Annotated in this window: 23 protein-coding genes; 10 read left to right on the top strand and 13 right to left on the bottom strand. The window is 68.5% G+C overall.

Translation table 11 applies throughout. The features are described 5' to 3' along the window. Positions 1–82: 82 nt before the first annotated feature. Positions 83–319: a 30S ribosomal protein S21 gene (gene rpsU / locus ACLQ7T_RS10290; RefSeq protein WP_331045366.1), complete on the bottom strand. Its 237-nt coding sequence runs from the start codon at positions 317–319 to the stop codon at positions 83–85. Between the two features lie 189 nt (positions 320–508). On the opposite strand from rpsU, the gene ACLQ7T_RS10285 reads away from it, so the two are divergent. Then, complete coding sequence (locus tag ACLQ7T_RS10285; protein ID WP_420479351.1) at positions 509–1162, top strand: COQ9 family protein; 654 nt, start codon at positions 509–511, stop codon at positions 1160–1162. A gap of 30 nt (positions 1163–1192) precedes the next feature. Here the strand turns inward: ACLQ7T_RS10285 and ACLQ7T_RS10280 are convergent, their stop codons facing one another. After that, on the bottom strand, positions 1193–2272 hold the full coding sequence (locus ACLQ7T_RS10280) for a 5-(carboxyamino)imidazole ribonucleotide synthase (protein ID WP_420479350.1): 1080 nt from the start codon (positions 2270–2272) through the stop codon (positions 1193–1195). Further along, complete coding sequence (gene purE, locus ACLQ7T_RS10275) at positions 2273–2764, bottom strand: 5-(carboxyamino)imidazole ribonucleotide mutase (protein WP_420479349.1); 492 nt, start codon at positions 2762–2764, stop codon at positions 2273–2275. A gap of 125 nt (positions 2765–2889) precedes the next feature. Between purE and ACLQ7T_RS10270 the strand changes: the two genes are divergently transcribed. After that, positions 2890–3453 (top strand): GGDEF domain-containing protein, encoded by a 564-nt coding sequence (locus tag ACLQ7T_RS10270; RefSeq protein ID WP_420479348.1) that lies wholly within the window; start codon positions 2890–2892, stop codon positions 3451–3453. Between the two features lie 9 nt (positions 3454–3462). Here the strand turns inward: ACLQ7T_RS10270 and ACLQ7T_RS10265 are convergent, their stop codons facing one another. Genes ACLQ7T_RS10265 through ACLQ7T_RS10255 form a run of 3 tightly spaced genes read right to left on the bottom strand, consistent with a single transcriptional unit; the run spans position 3463 to position 4793 of the window. Beyond that, positions 3463–3687 carry a YdcH family protein gene (locus tag ACLQ7T_RS10265; RefSeq protein ID WP_420471904.1) on the bottom strand — a complete coding sequence of 75 codons (225 nt, stop codon included), beginning with the start codon at positions 3685–3687 and terminating at the stop codon, positions 3463–3465. Positions 3688–3726: 39 nt separating this feature from the next. Next, positions 3727–4194: a TIGR02444 family protein gene (locus tag ACLQ7T_RS10260; RefSeq protein ID WP_420479347.1), complete on the bottom strand. Its 468-nt coding sequence runs from the start codon at positions 4192–4194 to the stop codon at positions 3727–3729. Then, positions 4191–4793 carry a UbiX family flavin prenyltransferase gene (locus ACLQ7T_RS10255; RefSeq protein ID WP_420479394.1) on the bottom strand — a complete coding sequence of 201 codons (603 nt, stop codon included), beginning with the start codon at positions 4791–4793 and terminating at the stop codon, positions 4191–4193. Before ACLQ7T_RS10255 ends, ACLQ7T_RS10260 begins: the two co-directional genes overlap by 4 nt. A 128-nt stretch (positions 4794–4921) precedes the next feature. Between ACLQ7T_RS10255 and ACLQ7T_RS10250 the strand changes: the two genes are divergently transcribed. Continuing rightward, positions 4922–5095, top strand: coding sequence for a YdcH family protein (locus ACLQ7T_RS10250; RefSeq protein ID WP_420471906.1), 174 nt, complete (start codon positions 4922–4924; stop codon positions 5093–5095). A gap of 140 nt (positions 5096–5235) precedes the next feature. On the opposite strand, the gene ACLQ7T_RS10245 is transcribed toward ACLQ7T_RS10250, so the two are convergent. Then, positions 5236–5907 (bottom strand): DUF1013 domain-containing protein, encoded by a 672-nt coding sequence (locus ACLQ7T_RS10245; RefSeq protein ID WP_420479346.1) that lies wholly within the window; start codon positions 5905–5907, stop codon positions 5236–5238. A gap of 216 nt (positions 5908–6123) precedes the next feature. On the opposite strand from ACLQ7T_RS10245, the gene ACLQ7T_RS10240 reads away from it, so the two are divergent. Further along, the gene (locus ACLQ7T_RS10240; protein ID WP_420479345.1) at positions 6124–6729 is read left to right on the top strand and encodes a beta/gamma crystallin-related protein; all 606 of its coding nucleotides are present in this window, start codon (positions 6124–6126) and stop codon (positions 6727–6729) included. A 79-nt stretch (positions 6730–6808) separates the two neighbouring features. On the opposite strand, the gene ACLQ7T_RS10235 is transcribed toward ACLQ7T_RS10240, so the two are convergent. Then, complete coding sequence (locus ACLQ7T_RS10235; RefSeq protein WP_420479344.1) at positions 6809–7780, bottom strand: NAD(P)H-quinone oxidoreductase; 972 nt, start codon at positions 7778–7780, stop codon at positions 6809–6811. 58 nt (positions 7781–7838) lie between these two features. On the opposite strand from ACLQ7T_RS10235, the gene ACLQ7T_RS10230 reads away from it, so the two are divergent. From ACLQ7T_RS10230 to ACLQ7T_RS10220, 3 genes are all read left to right on the top strand, one after another. Beyond that, positions 7839–8063, top strand: a complete 225-nt coding sequence (locus tag ACLQ7T_RS10230) for a DUF1192 domain-containing protein (protein ID WP_420479343.1) — start codon at positions 7839–7841, stop codon at positions 8061–8063. A 113-nt stretch (positions 8064–8176) separates the two neighbouring features. Beyond that, positions 8177–8695 (top strand): protease adaptor protein RcdA, encoded by a 519-nt coding sequence (gene rcdA, locus ACLQ7T_RS10225; RefSeq protein ID WP_420471911.1) that lies wholly within the window; start codon positions 8177–8179, stop codon positions 8693–8695. Next, a complete protein-coding gene (locus ACLQ7T_RS10220) occupies positions 8692–9072 on the top strand; it encodes a hypothetical protein (RefSeq protein ID WP_420479342.1) in 381 nt (126 codons plus the stop codon). The genes rcdA and ACLQ7T_RS10220 overlap by 4 nt, the downstream gene beginning before the upstream one ends. Before the next feature lie 6 nt (positions 9073–9078). On the opposite strand, the gene ACLQ7T_RS10215 is transcribed toward ACLQ7T_RS10220, so the two are convergent. Continuing rightward, on the bottom strand, positions 9079–10641 hold the full coding sequence (locus ACLQ7T_RS10215) for a L,D-transpeptidase family protein (protein WP_420479341.1): 1563 nt from the start codon (positions 10639–10641) through the stop codon (positions 9079–9081). Positions 10642–10803: 162 nt separating this feature from the next. Then, positions 10804–11028 (bottom strand): 50S ribosomal protein L31, encoded by a 225-nt coding sequence (gene rpmE, locus ACLQ7T_RS10210; RefSeq protein ID WP_420471914.1) that lies wholly within the window; start codon positions 11026–11028, stop codon positions 10804–10806. Between the two features lie 134 nt (positions 11029–11162). On the opposite strand from rpmE, the gene ACLQ7T_RS10205 reads away from it, so the two are divergent. Beyond that, positions 11163–13013, top strand: a complete 1851-nt coding sequence (locus tag ACLQ7T_RS10205; RefSeq protein WP_420479340.1) for an ABC transporter transmembrane domain-containing protein — start codon at positions 11163–11165, stop codon at positions 13011–13013. An 862-nt stretch (positions 13014–13875) separates the two neighbouring features. Here the strand turns inward: ACLQ7T_RS10205 and ACLQ7T_RS10200 are convergent. After that, positions 13876–14133 (bottom strand): hypothetical protein, encoded by a 258-nt coding sequence (locus ACLQ7T_RS10200; protein WP_420479339.1) that lies wholly within the window; start codon positions 14131–14133, stop codon positions 13876–13878. A 115-nt stretch (positions 14134–14248) separates the two neighbouring features. On the opposite strand from ACLQ7T_RS10200, the gene ACLQ7T_RS10195 reads away from it, so the two are divergent. Together ACLQ7T_RS10195 and ACLQ7T_RS10190 are read left to right on the top strand one after the other, a co-directional pair. Beyond that, on the top strand, positions 14249–14575 hold the full coding sequence (locus tag ACLQ7T_RS10195; protein WP_420479338.1) for a hypothetical protein: 327 nt from the start codon (positions 14249–14251) through the stop codon (positions 14573–14575). 85 nt (positions 14576–14660) lie between these two features. After that, on the top strand, positions 14661–14948 hold the full coding sequence (locus ACLQ7T_RS10190) for a GIY-YIG nuclease family protein (RefSeq protein ID WP_420479337.1): 288 nt from the start codon (positions 14661–14663) through the stop codon (positions 14946–14948). A gap of 64 nt (positions 14949–15012) precedes the next feature. Here the strand turns inward: ACLQ7T_RS10190 and ACLQ7T_RS10185 are convergent, their stop codons facing one another. Beyond that, positions 15013–16056, bottom strand: a complete 1044-nt coding sequence (locus ACLQ7T_RS10185; RefSeq protein ID WP_420479336.1) for a 2OG-Fe(II) oxygenase family protein — start codon at positions 16054–16056, stop codon at positions 15013–15015. A gap of 45 nt (positions 16057–16101) precedes the next feature. Then, on the bottom strand, positions 16102–16561 hold a 460-nt coding region (locus ACLQ7T_RS10180), incomplete at its 5' end, for a superoxide dismutase family protein (protein WP_420479335.1).

Here is a 16561-nt window from a genome sequence, read left to right as displayed (position 1 = left end):
GGGCGATGGGGAGGTGAATTGAAAAAGGGCCGCCCCGGTTTCCCGAGGCGGCCCTTCGATCTTTCAGCCTTGCGGCCCGGTCTTACCGGGGCGAGCGCGGCTTCGGCGCCGGCAGCAGGCCTTCGCGCTGGGCGCGCTTGCGGGCCAGCTTGCGGGCGCGACGGACGGCTTCAGCCTTCTGGCGAGCGCGCTTTTCCGACGGCTTTTCGTAGTGCACGTGGCGCTTCATTTCACGGAAGCTGCCTTCGCGCTGCATCTTCTTCTTCAGGGCCTTGAGGGCCTGATCGACGTTGTTGTCGCGGACGAAAATCTGAACCAGGTGAAACTCTCCTTTGGCCGCCCGCCGCGTCCTGTGAGGGAGACGGGCAGACAAATAAAATTCTTGCTCCCGAACCGAGGGGCTCGCGAGGGAAGGCGGGCAGATACACGAGCCCACCCGGTCTGTCCAGATCGTCGCGGCACATTGTGAAGGCTCGAAACGCCCGCCGGACAGGCCTATGCTGCGTTCATGACACAGACCCCGGAACCGGATTGGGCCGACCGCATGGAGCAGGCGGTGCTGGACGCAGCCATCGCCCGCGCGCCCGCCCTGGGCTGGAATGCGCGGCTGGTGCGGGCCGCCTGCGAGGACAACGGCCTGTCGCTCGGGGATGAGGAGCTGCTGCTGCCCAACGGCGCGCGCGATCTGGCCGCCCTGTTCTCGCGCCGGCATGACGACCTGGCGCTGGAAGTCCTGTCGGCGGTGGAGCCCGCGTCGCTGAAGATTCGCGAGCGAATCGCCCGGGCCGTGTCGGAACGGCTGGAGGCGGCGGCGGCGGACCTTGAAGCGTCGAAGAAATGCGCGGCCTTCCTGGCCCTGCCGGTCAACGCCGATCTGGGGCTGAAGCTGGCCTGGGAAGGCGCCGACCAGATCTGGAACTGGGCCGGGGACACGGCCACAGACTGGAACCACTATTCGAAGCGCACGATCGTGTCGGGCATTCTGGTTCCGGCCCTGACCCTGCGGCTGTTCGACGGGAAAGAGCGCGCCGACGCCTTTGTCGCCGCCCGCATCGAGAACGTCATGGCCTTCGAGAAATGGAAGGCCGGCAAGGATTTCGATGCCCCGCTGCGCAAGCTGACCGAGGCGCTGAGCCGGGTGCGGTACGGGGCGCGGGGGTAACCTCCCTCTCCCGATGGGAGAGGGAGGCTGTCACAGCTTCGACACCCGGTTCACGTGCGCCATCTTGCGGCCCGGGCGGGCTTCGGCCTTGCCGTAGAGGTGCAGGCGGGCGTCGGGTTCGGCGGCGAGGGCCGTCCACTGATCGACCTCGTCGCCCAGCAGATTGGTCATCTCGACGCGGGCGTGCGGCTCGGTGGGGCCCAGGGGCCAGCCGGCGACGGCGCGGATGTGCTGCTCGAACTGGTCGCAGACGCAGCCGTCCTGGGTCCAGTGGCCGGTGTTGTGGACGCGCGGGGCGATCTCGTTGACCAGCAGGACGCCCTTGCCGAGGTCAAACAGCTCGACCCCCAGCACGCCGACATAGTCCAGGCCGTTGAGGATGGCGGCGGCGATCTCGCGGGCGCGGGCGTCGGTCTTCCTGTCCACCTTGGCCGGGGCGAGGGTGGTGCGCAGGACGCCGCCCTCATGGATGTTCTCGCCCAGCGGATAGACGGCCACCTGACCGTCGCGGCCGCGGGCGGCGATGACGGAGAGTTCGCGGGTGAAGGCGGCCTTCGCCTCCAGCACGGCAGGCTTGCCGTCGATGGCGTTCCAGGCGTCGGCGGCCTCGGAGACCGCGCGAACCCAGACCTGACCCTTGCCGTCATAGCCTTCACGGCGGGTCTTCAGCAGGGCGGGGACGCCCAGGCGCTCGAGCCCGGCGACCAGATCATCCACGCTGTCCACGGCCGCGAAATCGACGGTGGTGGCGCCGACGCTGTTGAGGAAGGTCTTTTCGTCCACCCGGTCCTGGGCCACGGCGAGGGCGCGGGCGCCCGGGGCCACCTCGGCACCGCTTTCGACCAGGGTCTGGACCGAGGCGGCGGGGACGTTCTCGAACTCGAAGGTCACCGCCTGCGCCACGCGGCCCAGCACCTGAAGGGCGGTGGGGTCATCATAGGCGGCGATGACCTGGCCCTGGGAGACGCGGCCTGCGGGGCTGTTCTCTTCCGGATCGAGGATGACGACGTTGAAGCCGAGGCGCGAGGCGGCCTGGCTGAGCATGCGGCCCAGCTGGCCGCCGCCGAGAATGCCGAGGGTCGAGCCGGGGGGGAGGGGCAGATCGGCCACTCAGTCCTCGACCGTTTCGAGCACGGAGGCGGTCTGGGCGTCACGGTAGGCGGTCAGCCGCTCCATCAGCGCCGGATCGTTGAGCGCCAGGATCTGGCCGGCCAGCAGGCCCGCGTTCTTCGCCCCCGCCTCGCCGATGGCGAGGGTGGCGACGGGGACGCCGCCGGGCATCTGGACGATGGAGAGCAGGGAATCGAGGCCCTTGAGCGCCTTCGACTGGACCGGCACGCCGAGGACCGGCAGTTCGGTCATGGAGGCGGCCATGCCGGGCAGGTGGGCCGCGCCGCCGGCGCCGGCGATGATGACCTTGAAGCCCGCGGCGCGCGCGCCGGTCGAGAACTCGACGAGGCGTTGCGGCGTGCGGTGGGCGCTGACGACCTTCGCTTCCCAGGCGACGCCGAGCGCGTCCAGCGCGTCGGCCGCGTGTTTCATCGTCGGCCAGTCCGAGCGGCTGCCCATGATGATCGCCACCGGCGGGGTCTCGGTCGCCATAAGTCGAGGCCTTTCTCGCGGAAAGCGGCGCGATACAGGACTCGCGTTGCGCCCGCAACCGACCGCGTTAGGCTCCGGACAGGCCGGACGTGCTGAGTCGCCGGTCGCAGAGCGCCTTTTTCCCCGTGACCCAAGCGGCCGCCATCGACCCCTATGCCGAGATCGAACGGCTGCGCGCCGAGCTCGAAAGCCTGCGTGCGCGCGCCGAGGCGGCCGAGGCGGCGGCGGATCACGACGTCCTGACCCCCGCCCTCAACCGGCGCGGCTTCGTGGCGGCGGTGAAGAGCGCCATGGCCTACTGTCAGCGTCACGAGACCCCGGCGGTGCTGCTCTACCTCGATCTCGACGGGTTCAAGGGCGTCAACGACCGGCTGGGCCACGCAGCGGGCGACGCGGCGCTGGTGCATGTTGCGGCCCTGCTGAAGGCCAATCTGCGTGAGTCGGATGCGGTCGGCCGTCTGGGCGGCGACGAGTTCGGCCTGCTGATGCTGAACGCCGGGCTGGACGAGGGCCGGGAAAAGGCCCGCCGTCTGGCCGAGGCGCTGGAGACAGAGCCGTTCGAATATGAGGGGCAGGCGACCGGCCTGGGCGGTTCGTTCGGCGTGCGCGCCTATACGGGCCAGGCCGACCCGGAAATCTGGCTGGCCGAAGCCGACGCCGCCATGTGGGTCAGGAAGAAGGGGCGTTAGACCCCTGTCCTAGGCGATGATGTCCGGCAGGATGCGGGCCTCGATCTTCACGATTTCGTCCTTGAGGGTCAGCTTCTTGCGCTTCAGGCGGGCGATCATGAGCTGGTCCGGGATCGGCATGTGGCCGAGCGCCTCGATGGAGGCGTCGAGATCGGCGTGCTCGAGCTGGAGTTCCTTGAGGCGGGCGTGCAGCGCCACTTCTTCCTCGGACAGGAAAGGTTCGTCGTCGTTCATACTCAGTCCCCGGACGCGGCGATCATAGCGTGCCGCCGGTCAGGCCGGAAGGCGTTCAGCGAACAGTTCGAGCGAGCGGCGCGGGGTGATCGGAGACCACTCGCGCGCCACCGCGATCAGGGCGGGCAGGACCGGCTTCGCGGCTCCGGCCGGGGCGGGGGCCAGGGCTTCCAGAGCGGCCAGAAGGCGCCTTTCGGCGTCCAGTTCCACGGCCTTCACCTGGGCGCGCAGCGCCTCGCGGTCGGCGTCCGCGAAATCGGGCATGCGGCTCTTCAGGGTGCGGCGGACGGCGCGCAGGGGGGCGACGGTGGTCTCCTGCCAGATGCGGGCGGTGTCGCAGGCGGCCTCGATGTCGTCGGCGTCCGGGCTGCGGCCGGTTTCGGCGCACCATGCGGCCCACAGGATGAGGGGGAGGTTCTGCCCCTGGGCGTCCTGCAGATCGAGGCCGGCGGTCTGGACCGCGTCGACGGCCCAGACCCGCAGCGACCAGTCCCAGAGGCCGCTCATTCCGACACCGGGCCCTTCAGCCCGTCCCAGCGTTTCACCGCCGACCAGTCGAGGCCGAAGACGTCCAGCGCCCGGCCGACCGACTGATCGACCAGGTCCTGAAGGGATGTCGGCTTGGCATAGAAGGCGGGCAGGGGCGGGGCGATGGTGGCGCCCATCTCGGCCAGGGCGGTCATGGTGCGCAGGTGGCCGAGGTGGAAGGGCGTCTCGCGCACCATCAGCACCAGCGGGCGGCGCTCCTTCAGCACCACATCAGCGGCGCGGGTCAGCAGGGTGGAGGTCACGCCGGTGGCGATCTCGCTCATGGTCCGGACCGAGCAGGGGGCGATCAGCATGCCCATGGTGCGGAAGGAGCCGGAAGCGATGGTGGCGCCGACGTCGTTGAGCTTGTGAACCACGTCCGCGCGGCCGGTCAGATCGTCCGGCGAAAGGTCGGTCTCCTGCGACAAAGTGAGCAGGGCGGCGCGGGTCACCACGAGGTGGCTTTCGACCCCGAGTTCCCTGAGGGCCTCAAGGGCGCGGACGCCGTAAGTTATTCCGGATGCACCCGAAATTCCGACAATGAGGCGTCGGGGCGGGTTCCGTACGGCTCCGTTCAAATCTTCGGCCAATTCGGGCTCCAGGGTCGTCGGGTCCGGCGGGCCGCCAGCCTCACCGGAATGTGATTCTACAGGCGGTCAAGCCGGGCGCTCACTCTAGTGGTCCCTTAGACATGGAGGCGCAAGCCATGACCATCGAAGCTCGTATCCGCGAACTGGGAAACCGTCACCGCAGCCTGGATGAGACCATCCAGCGCGAGACCCGGAACCCGGCTTCGGACTCGCTTCGCGTAAGGGAGCTCAAGCAGCAGAAGCTCCGCCTCAAGGAAGAGATCACCAGTCTGGAGGCGCGTAGCCACTAGGTTCACGCCTCCCGAAATGACGAAGGCCCCGGAGAGCGATCTCCGGGGCCTTTTTGATTGGCGTCGAGGGCGCGAACAGAACCCCACCACCATCCTTCGCCTGCGGCTTCGGATGGTCCCCCTCCCCACAGGTGGGGAGGTTAATCCCGGGTGCCGAAGACCGACTCGGCGGTCGGTTCGGCGCCGCGGCGCTCGCGCTCTTCCGGGACGAATTCCGGTTCGGCGTCCTCGGCCGGAGCATCGACGGCCTGCAGGGTGGCGCCGCCGCGCTTGGCGTCGTCCTTGGCCTTCTTCTCGGCGGCCTTCTTGACCAGTTCGTCCAGCGCCAGCTGGCCGACCAGGCCCAGGGTCACCGGGTCGACCGGCTTGATGTTGGCCGAGTTCCAGTGCGTGCGGTTGCGCACGGTCTCGATGGTGGCCTTGGTGGTGCCGAGCAGCTTGGAGATCTGGGCGTCGGTCACTTCGGGGTGGTTGCGGACGAACCAGGCGATGGCGTCCGGACGGTCCTGGCGACGCGAGACCGGGGTGTATTTCGGCGCCGGCTTGGCCGACTTCAGCAGTTCGGCGTGGCGGCTGACCACGGCCTTCATGCGGTAGCTCGAATCGTCCTGGGCCTTGTCCAGCTCCTCACGGGTCAGCTGACCGCCGGTGATCGGATCGACGCCGCGAATGTCGCGGGCCACGTCGCCGTCGGCGATGCCGCGCACTTCCAGCGGGTGCAGGCCGCAGAAGTCGGCGATCTGCTCGAACGTCAGCGAGGTGTTGTCGACCATCCAGACCGCGGTGGCCTTGGGCATCAGAATGTCGGTCATAAGCGTGTTCGCTTCTCTGGTTTGGACCCGTCCAGGCGGGTTCCGGATACGACGGCGCCCGACCTTTCGGCCGGGCGCTGATGATGCAGATATAGGCCGGTTCGCGAGAAAAAGAAACGTTCTCCGACAGTGTCGTACAGCTGAGGTTCAGCTTGGCTATTGAACAGTCCCCCTATCGGCGCGTTGATGCGTCACTCTAGGAACTGGGAGGGACCCATGTTTATCGAGACTCTTGCGGCAGTGGCGTTGATGTCGGCCGGAGGCGGCCAGGAGCGGGCTCCCGTCATGGGCGGCGGTCAGGAGCGGGTTGCGCCGCGCGGCGACTACCGCGACTCCTGCAGCGGCGAGTACGTGAACCGGGGCCGGCTGTATGCGGACTGCCGCACGCGACGGGGCGATATCCGCGGCACCTCCATCGAACTGAGCCGCTGCGGCAACTATGAAATCCGCAACAACGACGGCCTTCTGGTCTGCGGCCCCGTCCGTGGCGACTATGAAGACCGTCCCGGCCACGGCGGCGGCGGCGGCGGGCAGGGCGGTCCGGGCGGCGGCTGGGGCGGACGCGCCTCGATCACCGTTTATCGCGACGCCGACTATCGCGGCGCTTCGTACAGCTTCCAGGACGCGATCCCGAACCTGGCCAACTCGGGCCTGAATGACGCGATCAGCTCGATGCGGCTGCGCGGCGAGTGGGAGGCCTGCACGGATGCCTACTTCCGCGGCAACTGCCGGACCTTCCGGGACGATGTGCGGAACCTGCAGAACTGGGGCATGAACGACCGCATCTCGTCGCTGCGCCCCGTTCGGCGCGGCGGTCGCTAAGGGTCGCTGAAGGGTCGGGAGGCTTCCGTTCCGCGCGAGCGGGGCCTCCCCTGACCTGTCGGCCTTCCGGACCCGCGGCTCAGGCGGTCAGCACGATCTTGCCCACATGGCTTCCGCCCTCCAGCCGCTGGTGGGCCAGGGCCGCCTGTTCCAGCGGGAAGACCGCGTCGATCGGCGGCCGCAGCGTTCCGGCGGCGAGCCAGGGCCAGACAGACGTCTCGACGGCGCTGATCAGGCGTGCCTTCTCGTCCGCCGGCCGGGCGCGGAGGGTCGAGCCGGTCAGCACAATCCGCTTCATCATCAGCCTGAGCAGGTCGATCTCGGCCAGGGCGCCGGTCAGGGTCGCGATGACGACCCAGCGACCGAAGGGATTCAGCACCGCCTGGTTGAGCGCCGCATAGTCCGCCCCCAGCATATCCAGCACGACGTCGGCGCCGCCGAAGGCCCGGATCGCGTCGGCCATGTCGCCCGCCGTGGCGTCGAGGCTGAGGTCGGCGCCCAGCGCCCGCGCGGCGTCGGCCTTGGCCGGGCCCCGCGAGGTGGCGATCACCTTCGCCCCCGCGGCCTTCGCCATCTGGACAGCGGTGACGCCGATGCCGCTGGTCGCCCCATGGACGAGCAGGGTCTCGCCGGCCTTCAGGGCGCCGGCCTCGAACACATTGGCGAAGACCGTGCAGACCGTCTCCGGCAGGGCGGCGGCCTGGATGAAGTCCAGGGCGTCGGGGACGGGCAGGGCGTGACGGGCGTCGACCACCACCCTGTCGGCATAGCCGCCGCCGCCCAGCAGGGCGCAGACCCGGTCGCCGACAGCCCAGCGGGTGACGCCTTCGCCCAACTGGTCCACTTCGCCCGCGACCTCGAGCCCGAGGATGTCCGACGCCCCGGGCGGGGGCGGATACAGGCCGTTCCGCTGGAGCAAATCGGGACGGTTCACCCCTGAAGCGTGGACCCGGATGCGGATCTGTCCCGGGCCGGGCGCCGGATCGGGACGCTCGGCGAGGGTCAGGGCTTCGGCGGGACCGGCCCCGTTCGTGATTTCGATGACCCGCATTTCGCCTCGTCCTTGCAATCGTCCGTGTCCGGGCGTGAGATAGGGGTTTGCGTCCCCGATGACCACGAAGGAGGCGGTGATGTTCGAGGATCTGGAGCCCCGCGCCGGAGGCGGCGGTCCGCTGAAGGCGCTGACGCGGGAGGATCTGGACGGCTATTCGGTTGAGGACCTGAAGGCTCGGATCGAAACCCTTGAGGCCGAGATCGTCCGCGCCCGGACAGCGATCGACGGCAAGTCCTCCCAACGTAACGCCGCGGATGCGCTGTTCAATTTCCGAAGCTGACCGCTTTTCCCCGCTCACGTGTATGGCACAGGCGTTGCAGGTGGACGAGCAGCCGCGCACGACTGCGCGGGCCGTGATACGGATAAGCGCATCCCATGAGTTTGGTTGAGTTCATGACCACCGACGCAAACCCTCTCCTGACGCCCTCGGGCCGCAGCCGCGAAGCGGTGGTGGACGATTTCGCGCGCTCGGAGCTGTTCGACCGCACCTTCCGTGAAGGGATGGAGCTGGTCGAGGAGACCGCCGCCTATCTGGACGGGGACGGTCGCCGGGAATCCAAGCTGCTGTCGCGCGCCGCGGCCCTGGCCTATGCGGGCGAGAGCATGAAGCTGACGACGCGGCTGATGCAGATCGCGTCCTGGCTGCTGGTGCAGCGCGCCGTGCGGGAAGGGGACATGACGGCCCTGGCCGCCTGCGAGACCCGCTACCGGCTGGCCGAGCGCAAGCTGGACGCCGAACCCGGGCACGGCGACCTGCCGATCGCCCTGGTCGAGTATCTTGTCCGCTCCGAGCGCCTGTACGACCGCGTCCTGCACCTGGACCGCAAGATGTATCTGGACGCGCCGGAGGAAGAGGCGGTCAATCCGGTACAGAGCCAGCTGGATCGTCTGGCGGCGGCCTTCCGGCAGTGAAGAGAGTGGGCGGCGGATGGCGTCTGCTGATCGCTCTTCTCGGCGCGGCGACGTTTCTCGGCGTGCTCGCCGCGGGGATTGTCCTGAGCGGACGGTCGCTGGTCATCCTCGACAACCGGAGCCCCGCGACCCTCGCCCTGGCGGTCAGGTCGACGACACCCGGTGACTTCGACTGGTCGGGCGATCTGAAGCCGGGCCGCAGAGTATACCGGCTGGCCCGTTTCACCACCGACGGAGGGCTGCGGGCGTCCTGCACCGATGCGGAGGGCGTTTACCGCGCCACGGGCGGCTATGTGACGTCCGGCTGGCCCTATCGGGTGGATGTCGTCGCGGCCGGTTGCGGCGCCATTCGCATCGACGCCGACAGACTCCCCTGAAGCCGCTTACGGTCCGACGTCGTTGGCGTCGCGGCCGCGGCCGTCGTCCACCGGACGGGGCAGGCTGACGCCGATGCCCAGCGCCTCGGCCAGCTTGGCGTCGCGCTCATAGACATCCTCGCGGAAGGCGACCCGGCCCTGACCGTCGACGAAGGCGGTCCAGTAGAGCAGGCGCACGCCGATCTCGCGGCCGACCTGGATGCGCTTGGTCTCGCGCGTGTCCTGGGCGGTGTCGAACTGGTCGAGCAGGGTGGGGTCGGGCGAGAGCAGCAGGCGGGCGAAATCGACCGCGTTCTGGACCCGCACGCAGCCATGGCTGCGCTGGCGCATGGCCAGGTTGAAGGCCGCCTTGGACGGGGTGTCGTGCAGGAAGATGGCGTAGCTGTCGCGCAGCTCGAACTTCACATAGCCCAGCGCCGCGGTCGGGCCGGCGCGCTGGATGACCGTGCCGTTCTGGACGTACATGTTCTGGCTGGCCAGATAGGCCGGGCCGCGCGGCAGGATCTCGCGACGGGCGATGCCGGCGGGGACGTACCAGGGCGGATTGGCCACGACCGAGGCGAACGGCTTCTCGAGGCTGGGGGTCTGGTTGTCGGCCGAGCCGACCACGACGCGGTTCGAGTGAACCGGGCGGCCGTCCTTCCAGTAGACCATGATGGCGGCGGCCGTGTTGACCTCGATCCGCTCGGGCTGAAGCTCGCGCTTGAGCCAGCGGCGGCGTTCCAGGTTCAGGGCGATCTGACGGGCGCGGTCCTCGGCCGAGGCCGAAAGGGAGCGTTGGGTGCCCGTGCCGATGCGGGCGTCGGCGACCAGACCGTGGCGGGCCTGGAAGCTGCGCACGCCCGCCTGCAGGTCGGGCCCATAGACCGGGCCCATGGCGGCGATGCGGGCGCCGTCGGCGGCGGACAAGTCGCCTTCGGCGACGAGGCGCTGCACCAGCGCCGGAATGCGCGGGTCGCTGCCGCCCGGCTCGATGTTGGCGCCCACGTTGAACGCCGGCCAGCCGCCGCCGGCGCTGATCAGGCGGCGATAGCGCACGTAACCCGCCGAGAGGTTGGCGTAGCCGATGTCCGTCGGGGCCAGACCCTCGAACCAGTCGAGCAGGCGGTTGGCGGCCAGGGCGTCGTTCAGCCCGGCGGGGAGGTCGACCCGGTTCTTCTGCATCTCCCACAGGTCCTCGACCGTCTCGGGACGGACGCGGCCCTCGGCGAGGACGCGGGCATAGGTCATAGCCGCCGCGGTGGTCTTCATCTCACCGCCGGCGCGGTCCGCGGCCAGGGCGTCGAAGTTGAAGAAGTCGCCCTGCGACAGGCCGTGGCGTTCGGCGCGGGCGGCGGAGGACTGCAGGGCGCGGACGCGCTCGGCGGTCCAGACCGGACGCCAGCCGTTCAGCTCATAGAAAGTGCGGACGTCCGGCTGGATGGTCGCGGGCAGGCGGGCCAGCTGGTCGTTGAAGCTGTCGTAGAAGGCCACGGCGCCCGGATCACGGGTCTGCGCCAGCGCCTGGGCGCCGAAAGCGGACGCCAGCGCCGAAACCGCCGCGCCAAGACCCAGTTGCCGTCGATTCATCACGTCGCTCTTCGTCCGTTTCGCCGCACGGACCCAACGCCCACGCCCCGAAAGCCAACGCGGCGACCTTATCGGCGTTCCGGAAAAACAGAAAGGCGCCGGTCCCGGGGACCGACGCCTTCTTTTCGTCTTGCCGAAGCGGTGTGGCTGGAAAGCCAGACCTTACTTCTTGATGAAGCCGGCGAACTTGTTGTTGAAGCGCGAAACGCGGCCACCGCGGTCCAGCATGTGCTGGTTGCCGCCGGTCCAGGCCGGGTGGGTGGTCGGATCGATGTCCAGGTTCAGGGTCGCGCCCTCTTTCCCGTAGGTCGAACGGGTCTGATAGGAGCTGCCATCGGTCATCACGACAGTGATGAAGTGGTAGTCGGGGTGCGTGTCCGCTTTCATGGTCGTCGTCCGGTCTCTGCGCGGTGACGATGCCGACCGTCCGTGCGCGTAAAATGAGAAACCCGCCGAAGGGCCCGGCGGGAGTGAGGGGCGGCGTTTACACCGGGGGGCGTTCCGGGGCAAGAGGCGCGACCATGACCGACCTGAACGCCTCGTCCCCCAACGCCGCCGACCTGCGCGGGCGCCCCGGCGCCGGCGCCGTGCTGGCCGAGCAGATGAGCGAGGCCGGCGAACGGCGGGAGAAGCGGCGCGACGTTCGGCCGCTGGCCCGGCTGCTGCCGTACGCCCTGAAGCACAAGGGCCATGTGACCATGGCGGGCTTCTGGCTGATTCTGTCGACCGTGACCTCGCTGAGCCTGACGGCGGCGGCGCGGGGCGCCATCGACCACGGCTTCGAGAACGGCGGGACGCAGCTGAACCTGTGGTTCCTGATGCTGGGCGGCAACGCCCTGTTCCTCGGCGTCGCCACGGCGGTGCGCTACTTCTATGTGACCAAGACCGGCGAGCGGGTCGTGGCCGACCTGCGCAAGGGACTGTTCGACCGCATCCTGACGCTGGACCCGGCCTTCTATGCGCGCATCCGGACGGGGGAGGTGCTGAGCCGCCTGACCACGGACATCGCCCTGGTCGAGACCCTGATGACGACCTCGGTGTCGTTCGCCCTGCGCAATTTCCTGACCCTGATCGGCGGGATCATCCTGCTGTTCGTGGTCAGTCCCAAGCTGACCGGGCTGGTGCTGCTGGTGGTGCCGCTGCTGCTGGGGCCGATCTTCCTGTTCGGCCGCCGGGTGCGGAAGCTGACCGTGGCGACGCAGGACCGGTTCGCCAGTGCGGTCGGCTTCGCCGGCGAGAGCGTGGACGCCATCGAGACGGTGCAGGCCTTCGGCCGGGTCGGCGGGGCGGTGGCCCGCTTCGGCGCGGCGGTGGAGGACGCCTTCAGCGCCTCGCTGGTCCGCATGAAGGCCCGGGCCCTGATGACCGCCATGATCATCGTGGTGATGTTCGGCGGGGTGACGCTGGTCCTGTGGCTGGGCGCGCAGGACGTGATCAGCGGGCGAATGAGCCCCGGGGCCCTGCTGCAGTTCGTGCTGCTGTCGGTGTTCGCGGCGGGCGCGGTCGGCGCGCTGGGCGAGAGCTGGGGCGATGTGCAGAAGGCGGCGGGCGCCATGGAGCGGATCGACGAGCTGATGCGGGCCCAGGCAGCCATCGCCGCGCCGGAGGCCCCCAAGGCCCTGCCGCGGCCGCCGGTGGGCGAGGTGTCCATGTCGGCGGTCGGGTTCGCCTATCCGGGCCGTCCGGACCTGCCGGCGCTGAAGGGCTTCAGCCTGACGGTGCGGCCGGGCGAGACGGTCGCCCTGGTCGGGCCGTCGGGGGCGGGCAAGTCGACCGTCTTCCGCCTGCTGCTGCGCTTCTATGACCCGCAGTCGGGCGTGGTGTCGGTGGACGGGGTGGACGTGCGCGACGCGGACCCGACCGAGGTGCGCAACCGCTTCGCCTGGGTCTCGCAGGAGGCCCCGCTGTTCTCGGGTTCCGCCAGCGAAAACATCCGCTTCGGTCGCGAAGCCGCCACGGACGAGGAAGTCCGCACCGCCGCCGGAGAGGCGCAGGCGCTGGGCTTCATCGAGGCCCTGCCGGAGCAGTTCAACACCCCGCTGGGCGAGCGCGGCAAGAGCCTGTCGGGCGGCCAGCGGCAGCGTCTGGCCATTGCGCGGGCGCTGGTGCGCGAAGCCCCGATCCTGCTGCTGGACGAGGCCACCTCGGCGCTGGACGCCGAGAGCGAGCGGCTGGTGCAGACGGCGCTGGATCAGGCGATGGAGACGCGGACCACGCTGGTCATCGCCCACCGTCTGGCGACGGTCCTGCGCGCCGACCGCATCGTGGTGATGGAGGACGGCAAGGTGGTCGAGGAGGGGACGCACGCCGCCCTGATCGCCAAGGGCGGGCTGTACGCGCATCTGGCCGAGCTGCAGTTCAAGGGCGGGTAAGCCCTGTCACCCGAAAAATCGCGAAACCCTGTCTTCCCGACACAGCCGCGAAAAGTGCACTCCGAAAAAATGGAGTGCACATCGTGGCCTTTTTCGCGTGAGGCGGGGGATGGCGAGCGGGGTTCTACCGTTAGCGATGTCAAAGACCTGATGTGGGGGAGCCTAGCAGGTCGATGCGTCAGAATTGGACGTAGCCGGCATGCAGGGGCTTGCCCGGAGCGCTTCGGGGCGACCGACGGAGCAAGGTCGAGCCGCCAGATCAGGTTTCGGTAGTGGTTCGGGGCGAATGACTGACACATGGTCGAGGCTGGACCGCATATTGATCGTCGGGGAATGTCGGTGACCAAGCTTTCGTTTTCAGCACTGTTCTTTGCGGGGGTGCTGCTCGCCTGTTCCGCATCGCCTCGCGTGGAGCCTGTCGAGCTGCCGACAGGGGAAAACCTTCCGTATCGGGTCAATGAAAGCTGCGCGTGCCTCCAGCAGAGCAGATGCACCCTGCTTGAGGACCGACCGGGGGCGCCGGAGATCCGCGGTCTGACCTGCCGATGGTTGGAGCCGAACACGACATCGCAGTGTGATTTCGAAGAGCGGTGGGTTTACCGGAGCGACGCCGATCCGTGGCGAACCCGTTCCCTGACGGTGGTGGCCATGGCCGATGGAAGATGGTGTTCGGCGGGGTAGGGGCACTGTTCGCTTGACGGCAGGCGCGGCTCACCTCTCCATCGCCCTCAAGCGAATGGAGAGGTGAACCGGGCGTACGGCTCTCCGCTTTGCTGCGGCCGGGATGGCAGGGTTTGGCAGGGATGGAGGGTGTCGGGAGTGGTGTCCGGAGACCGGTTCCATTTTCGACCCAGAGCAGCCTTTAGCCGAGCCGTCGCGCGATCAGCGATTTGACCTGATCCACCACCTCTTCCGGTCCATCGAGCACAAGGCCTATGTATGTTTCGGCAGTGAGAGTCAGAGGCCCTGTTGAAGACAACCAACACTGCTCTATGACTTCCTGCGAGCCGAACAGCGACCATTTATGGTCCAGTCGTCGAGCCCCGGCCTTCCGCAACGCCCATGCCGTGGCTCTGGCCAGACGCGGATCATGTTCAGGTCCGAGAACTTCCGTCGTCATGAGCCCTCACCCTTCAAGCGATACCCCGCCACTACCAAAGTTCGCTTTCCACTCCTAGGCGAACTTCGGGTTCCGACCCGTTGCGGTCGTTGCCGAAAGTCGCCAACCTCAAGCTATGCCGAAGGCTCATCCTCCGCTACCGCTCGAAAAACCCGCTCCTCTGACAGCCGAGGAAGAGCAGTATGTTCTGAAGACCATCCGGGCCTACTACGGAAATGACGCCGTGGTTCGAAACTGGGGGCCAAATCCCCGCCGCCTGATGCTTCATGTTGAAAGCGACCGGGATATCGGCCTCGACCGCTATGAATGTCTCGGACTGCTCATGTGTGAGATTGTCCGCGATCAAATCCTTCTGGATGCTTCAGGACCAAGCGGCAGGTGGAAACAGGATAAGACGGCCTACCGGCAGGGCGTGATCCTTCCAACCCTTACGACCGACTGATCGGCGATGTCCGCTATCGGTGTTCGAGCCCGGGACCGAAATCGACCCATTGCGGACATCCGAGTGCGGCGTTTAGGTGGTCGCTATGGACACCTCAGGCTCTGGCTATGTCTACATCGCGACCAGCGACGGTATCGCCAATTCCTACGTGGGGGTTTCGGCGTCGCTCCTCGATATGGAAGGGATCGCCAAGTATGGTGTCGACAACCTCGTCTGGTTTGAGGGCTATTCAGATATCGCGCTCGCCCAAGCTCGCGCCGATCAACTGGGCAACATGTCGGAAGATCAGCGACGAAGCCTGTTCTTGAAGGGCAATCCTACCCAAGCCGATCTGTCCGCTCGCATCTGGGGCAGCGACAAGGAGGAAGCCTAATGTCCGCTTCCCACCCCGGGAGGACGTCTTCCATGTCCGCTTCGGGCGCTCCGGCCCCTCATCCTCACCCTGTCAATGCCGGGTCCAGATACTGCAGGTTCTCCTCGCGCACCCGGGCCCCCGCCTCGTCATAGAGGAAGGGCAGGAAGGCGAAGCGTTCGCCGCGGGTGACCGGGGTGGCCTCGTGCAGGATCGAGCAGGAGAAGACGCAGGCGCCGCCGGGGGGCGGGCGGTAGGTGCGGTCGCCGAACTCGGGGAAGCGCAGGTCGCCGCCGTCGTAGTCGCTGTTCAGATTGATCGAGACGGCGAAGCGGCGGTGGGCGGTGCCCTTGGTGGTGTTGTCCCGGTGCGGGCGGAAGAAGCCGCCGGTCTCTGAATCGTAGCGGGCGACCAGATAGCGTTCGATGCGCGTCGGCTTGAAATTGAACGCCTTTTCGATCTGGGGGATCAGGCGGCGGTTGAGGCGCGCGACGACCTGTTTCTGCAGCGCTTCGTCCTCGACGATGACGTCGGAGCGGCGCTTGTGCTGGTCGTTCATCATCAGGGTGGTGACCCCGTCGATCTCGCGCATGAAGCCGGACGCCTCGCCGCCGGTCTGGCGATAGAGGGCGATCAGCCGCTCGCAGAAGCCGGGTTCGAAGATGCGGGGCGTGACCAGGACCGGCGCCAGGGCGGGGAAGCCGCCGTGGCGGGCGGGCGGGGGCAGTTTTCCGACATGCTCGATCAGGGCCGGGGCCCCCTCGGGGCCGCTGAGGCTGATGACGTGGAGGGCGGGATCGATCAGGAACCAGCGCTCGGCGTCGGCCGCGTCGTAGCGGGCGGCCGCGGCGCCGTCCTCGTCGAACAGGAAGCGCAGGCCGGGCAGGCTGTCCTGCCGGTCCTCACGCGCCGGGTCGGCGCCGACAATCAGGATGAAGGCGCTGGCGTGGACGTCGTTGAAGACCGGGCGTCGGGCCTCGACCGCGGCGATCGCCCGCTCCACCGCCGGACCGGCGGGGACAACCGCCAGCAACAGATAACGCCCCGCCGCCGTGTCGAAGACATAGCGGGGGTTGGTGACCCCCGGGGCGGAGAAGGTCGGTGCGGGATCGCCGAAAAGCAGGGCCATGCGGCGACGATGCGCGGCATGGCCCGGGGAATTCAAGCCTTGAGCTTACTCGAAGACGCCGCAGGCGATGCGGGCGCCGGCGCCGCCGATGGGCTGGCTGACGTGATCATCGGGGTTGGCGTGGACGAGGAAGGAGAGGCCGTCGGTCGAGGTGACGTCGGTCGTGCCCAGATAGACCTCGGCGTGGACGGATCCGTCAGCGGCCGCATGGACGTTCTGCAGGTCGCCGAGATCGGGGCCCTCCGGGTTCAACAGGCCGTGCGGCATGGTGTGGTCGGCGTGGTTCACGTGGGAGCCCGCCGAGGTGAAGCCGGGGCCTTCGCACTTGCCGACCGCGTGCAGATGGACGCCGTGCCACCCCGTCGGCCAGCCCCGGCCCTCGACGCGGAAGAGCAGGCCGCGCGGGCCGCGGAAGGCGGTGACCATGCCCGCGTCGGCGCCGTCCGCCGTCTTCAGCATGGCGTGACCGACCGGCTCCGGAGCCGCGGCGGGCGGCGGCGTCCGG

The organism is Brevundimonas sediminis, from assembly GCF_048799765.1.
Taxonomy (GTDB): domain Bacteria; phylum Pseudomonadota; class Alphaproteobacteria; order Caulobacterales; family Caulobacteraceae; genus Brevundimonas.
This window is presented reverse-complemented; position numbering and strand designations above follow the sequence as displayed.

What these genes read in the sequence shown, in the direction of transcription:
- ACLQ7T_RS10200 (WP_420479339.1), bottom strand. Translation starts at nt 14,133, where the DNA reads ATGACGACGGAAGTTCTCGGACCTGAACATGATCCGCGTCTGGCCAGA.
- ACLQ7T_RS10250 (WP_420471906.1), top strand. Translation starts at nt 4,922, where the DNA reads ATGACCATCGAAGCTCGTATCCGCGAACTGGGAAACCGTCACCGCAGC.
- purE (WP_420479349.1), bottom strand. Translation starts at nt 2,764, where the DNA reads ATGGCGACCGAGACCCCGCCGGTGGCGATCATCATGGGCAGCCGCTCG.
- ACLQ7T_RS10215 (WP_420479341.1), bottom strand. Translation starts at nt 10,641, where the DNA reads ATGAATCGACGGCAACTGGGTCTTGGCGCGGCGGTTTCGGCGCTGGCG.
- ACLQ7T_RS10205 (WP_420479340.1), top strand. Translation starts at nt 11,163, where the DNA reads ATGACCGACCTGAACGCCTCGTCCCCCAACGCCGCCGACCTGCGCGGG.
- ACLQ7T_RS10265 (WP_420471904.1), bottom strand. Translation starts at nt 3,687, where the DNA reads ATGAACGACGACGAACCTTTCCTGTCCGAGGAAGAAGTGGCGCTGCAC.
- ACLQ7T_RS10235 (WP_420479344.1), bottom strand. Translation starts at nt 7,780, where the DNA reads ATGCGGGTCATCGAAATCACGAACGGGGCCGGTCCCGCCGAAGCCCTG.
- ACLQ7T_RS10190 (WP_420479337.1), top strand. Translation starts at nt 14,661, where the DNA reads ATGGACACCTCAGGCTCTGGCTATGTCTACATCGCGACCAGCGACGGT.
- ACLQ7T_RS10260 (WP_420479347.1), bottom strand. Translation starts at nt 4,194, where the DNA reads ATGAGCGGCCTCTGGGACTGGTCGCTGCGGGTCTGGGCCGTCGACGCG.
- ACLQ7T_RS10245 (WP_420479346.1), bottom strand. Translation starts at nt 5,907, where the DNA reads ATGACCGACATTCTGATGCCCAAGGCCACCGCGGTCTGGATGGTCGAC.
- ACLQ7T_RS10230 (WP_420479343.1), top strand. Translation starts at nt 7,839, where the DNA reads ATGACCACGAAGGAGGCGGTGATGTTCGAGGATCTGGAGCCCCGCGCC.
- ACLQ7T_RS10285 (WP_420479351.1), top strand. Translation starts at nt 509, where the DNA reads ATGACACAGACCCCGGAACCGGATTGGGCCGACCGCATGGAGCAGGCG.
- ACLQ7T_RS10195 (WP_420479338.1), top strand. Translation starts at nt 14,249, where the DNA reads ATGCCGAAGGCTCATCCTCCGCTACCGCTCGAAAAACCCGCTCCTCTG.
- rcdA (WP_420471911.1), top strand. Translation starts at nt 8,177, where the DNA reads ATGACCACCGACGCAAACCCTCTCCTGACGCCCTCGGGCCGCAGCCGC.
- ACLQ7T_RS10240 (WP_420479345.1), top strand. Translation starts at nt 6,124, where the DNA reads ATGTTTATCGAGACTCTTGCGGCAGTGGCGTTGATGTCGGCCGGAGGC.
- rpmE (WP_420471914.1), bottom strand. Translation starts at nt 11,028, where the DNA reads ATGAAAGCGGACACGCACCCCGACTACCACTTCATCACTGTCGTGATG.
- ACLQ7T_RS10185 (WP_420479336.1), bottom strand. Translation starts at nt 16,056, where the DNA reads ATGGCCCTGCTTTTCGGCGATCCCGCACCGACCTTCTCCGCCCCGGGG.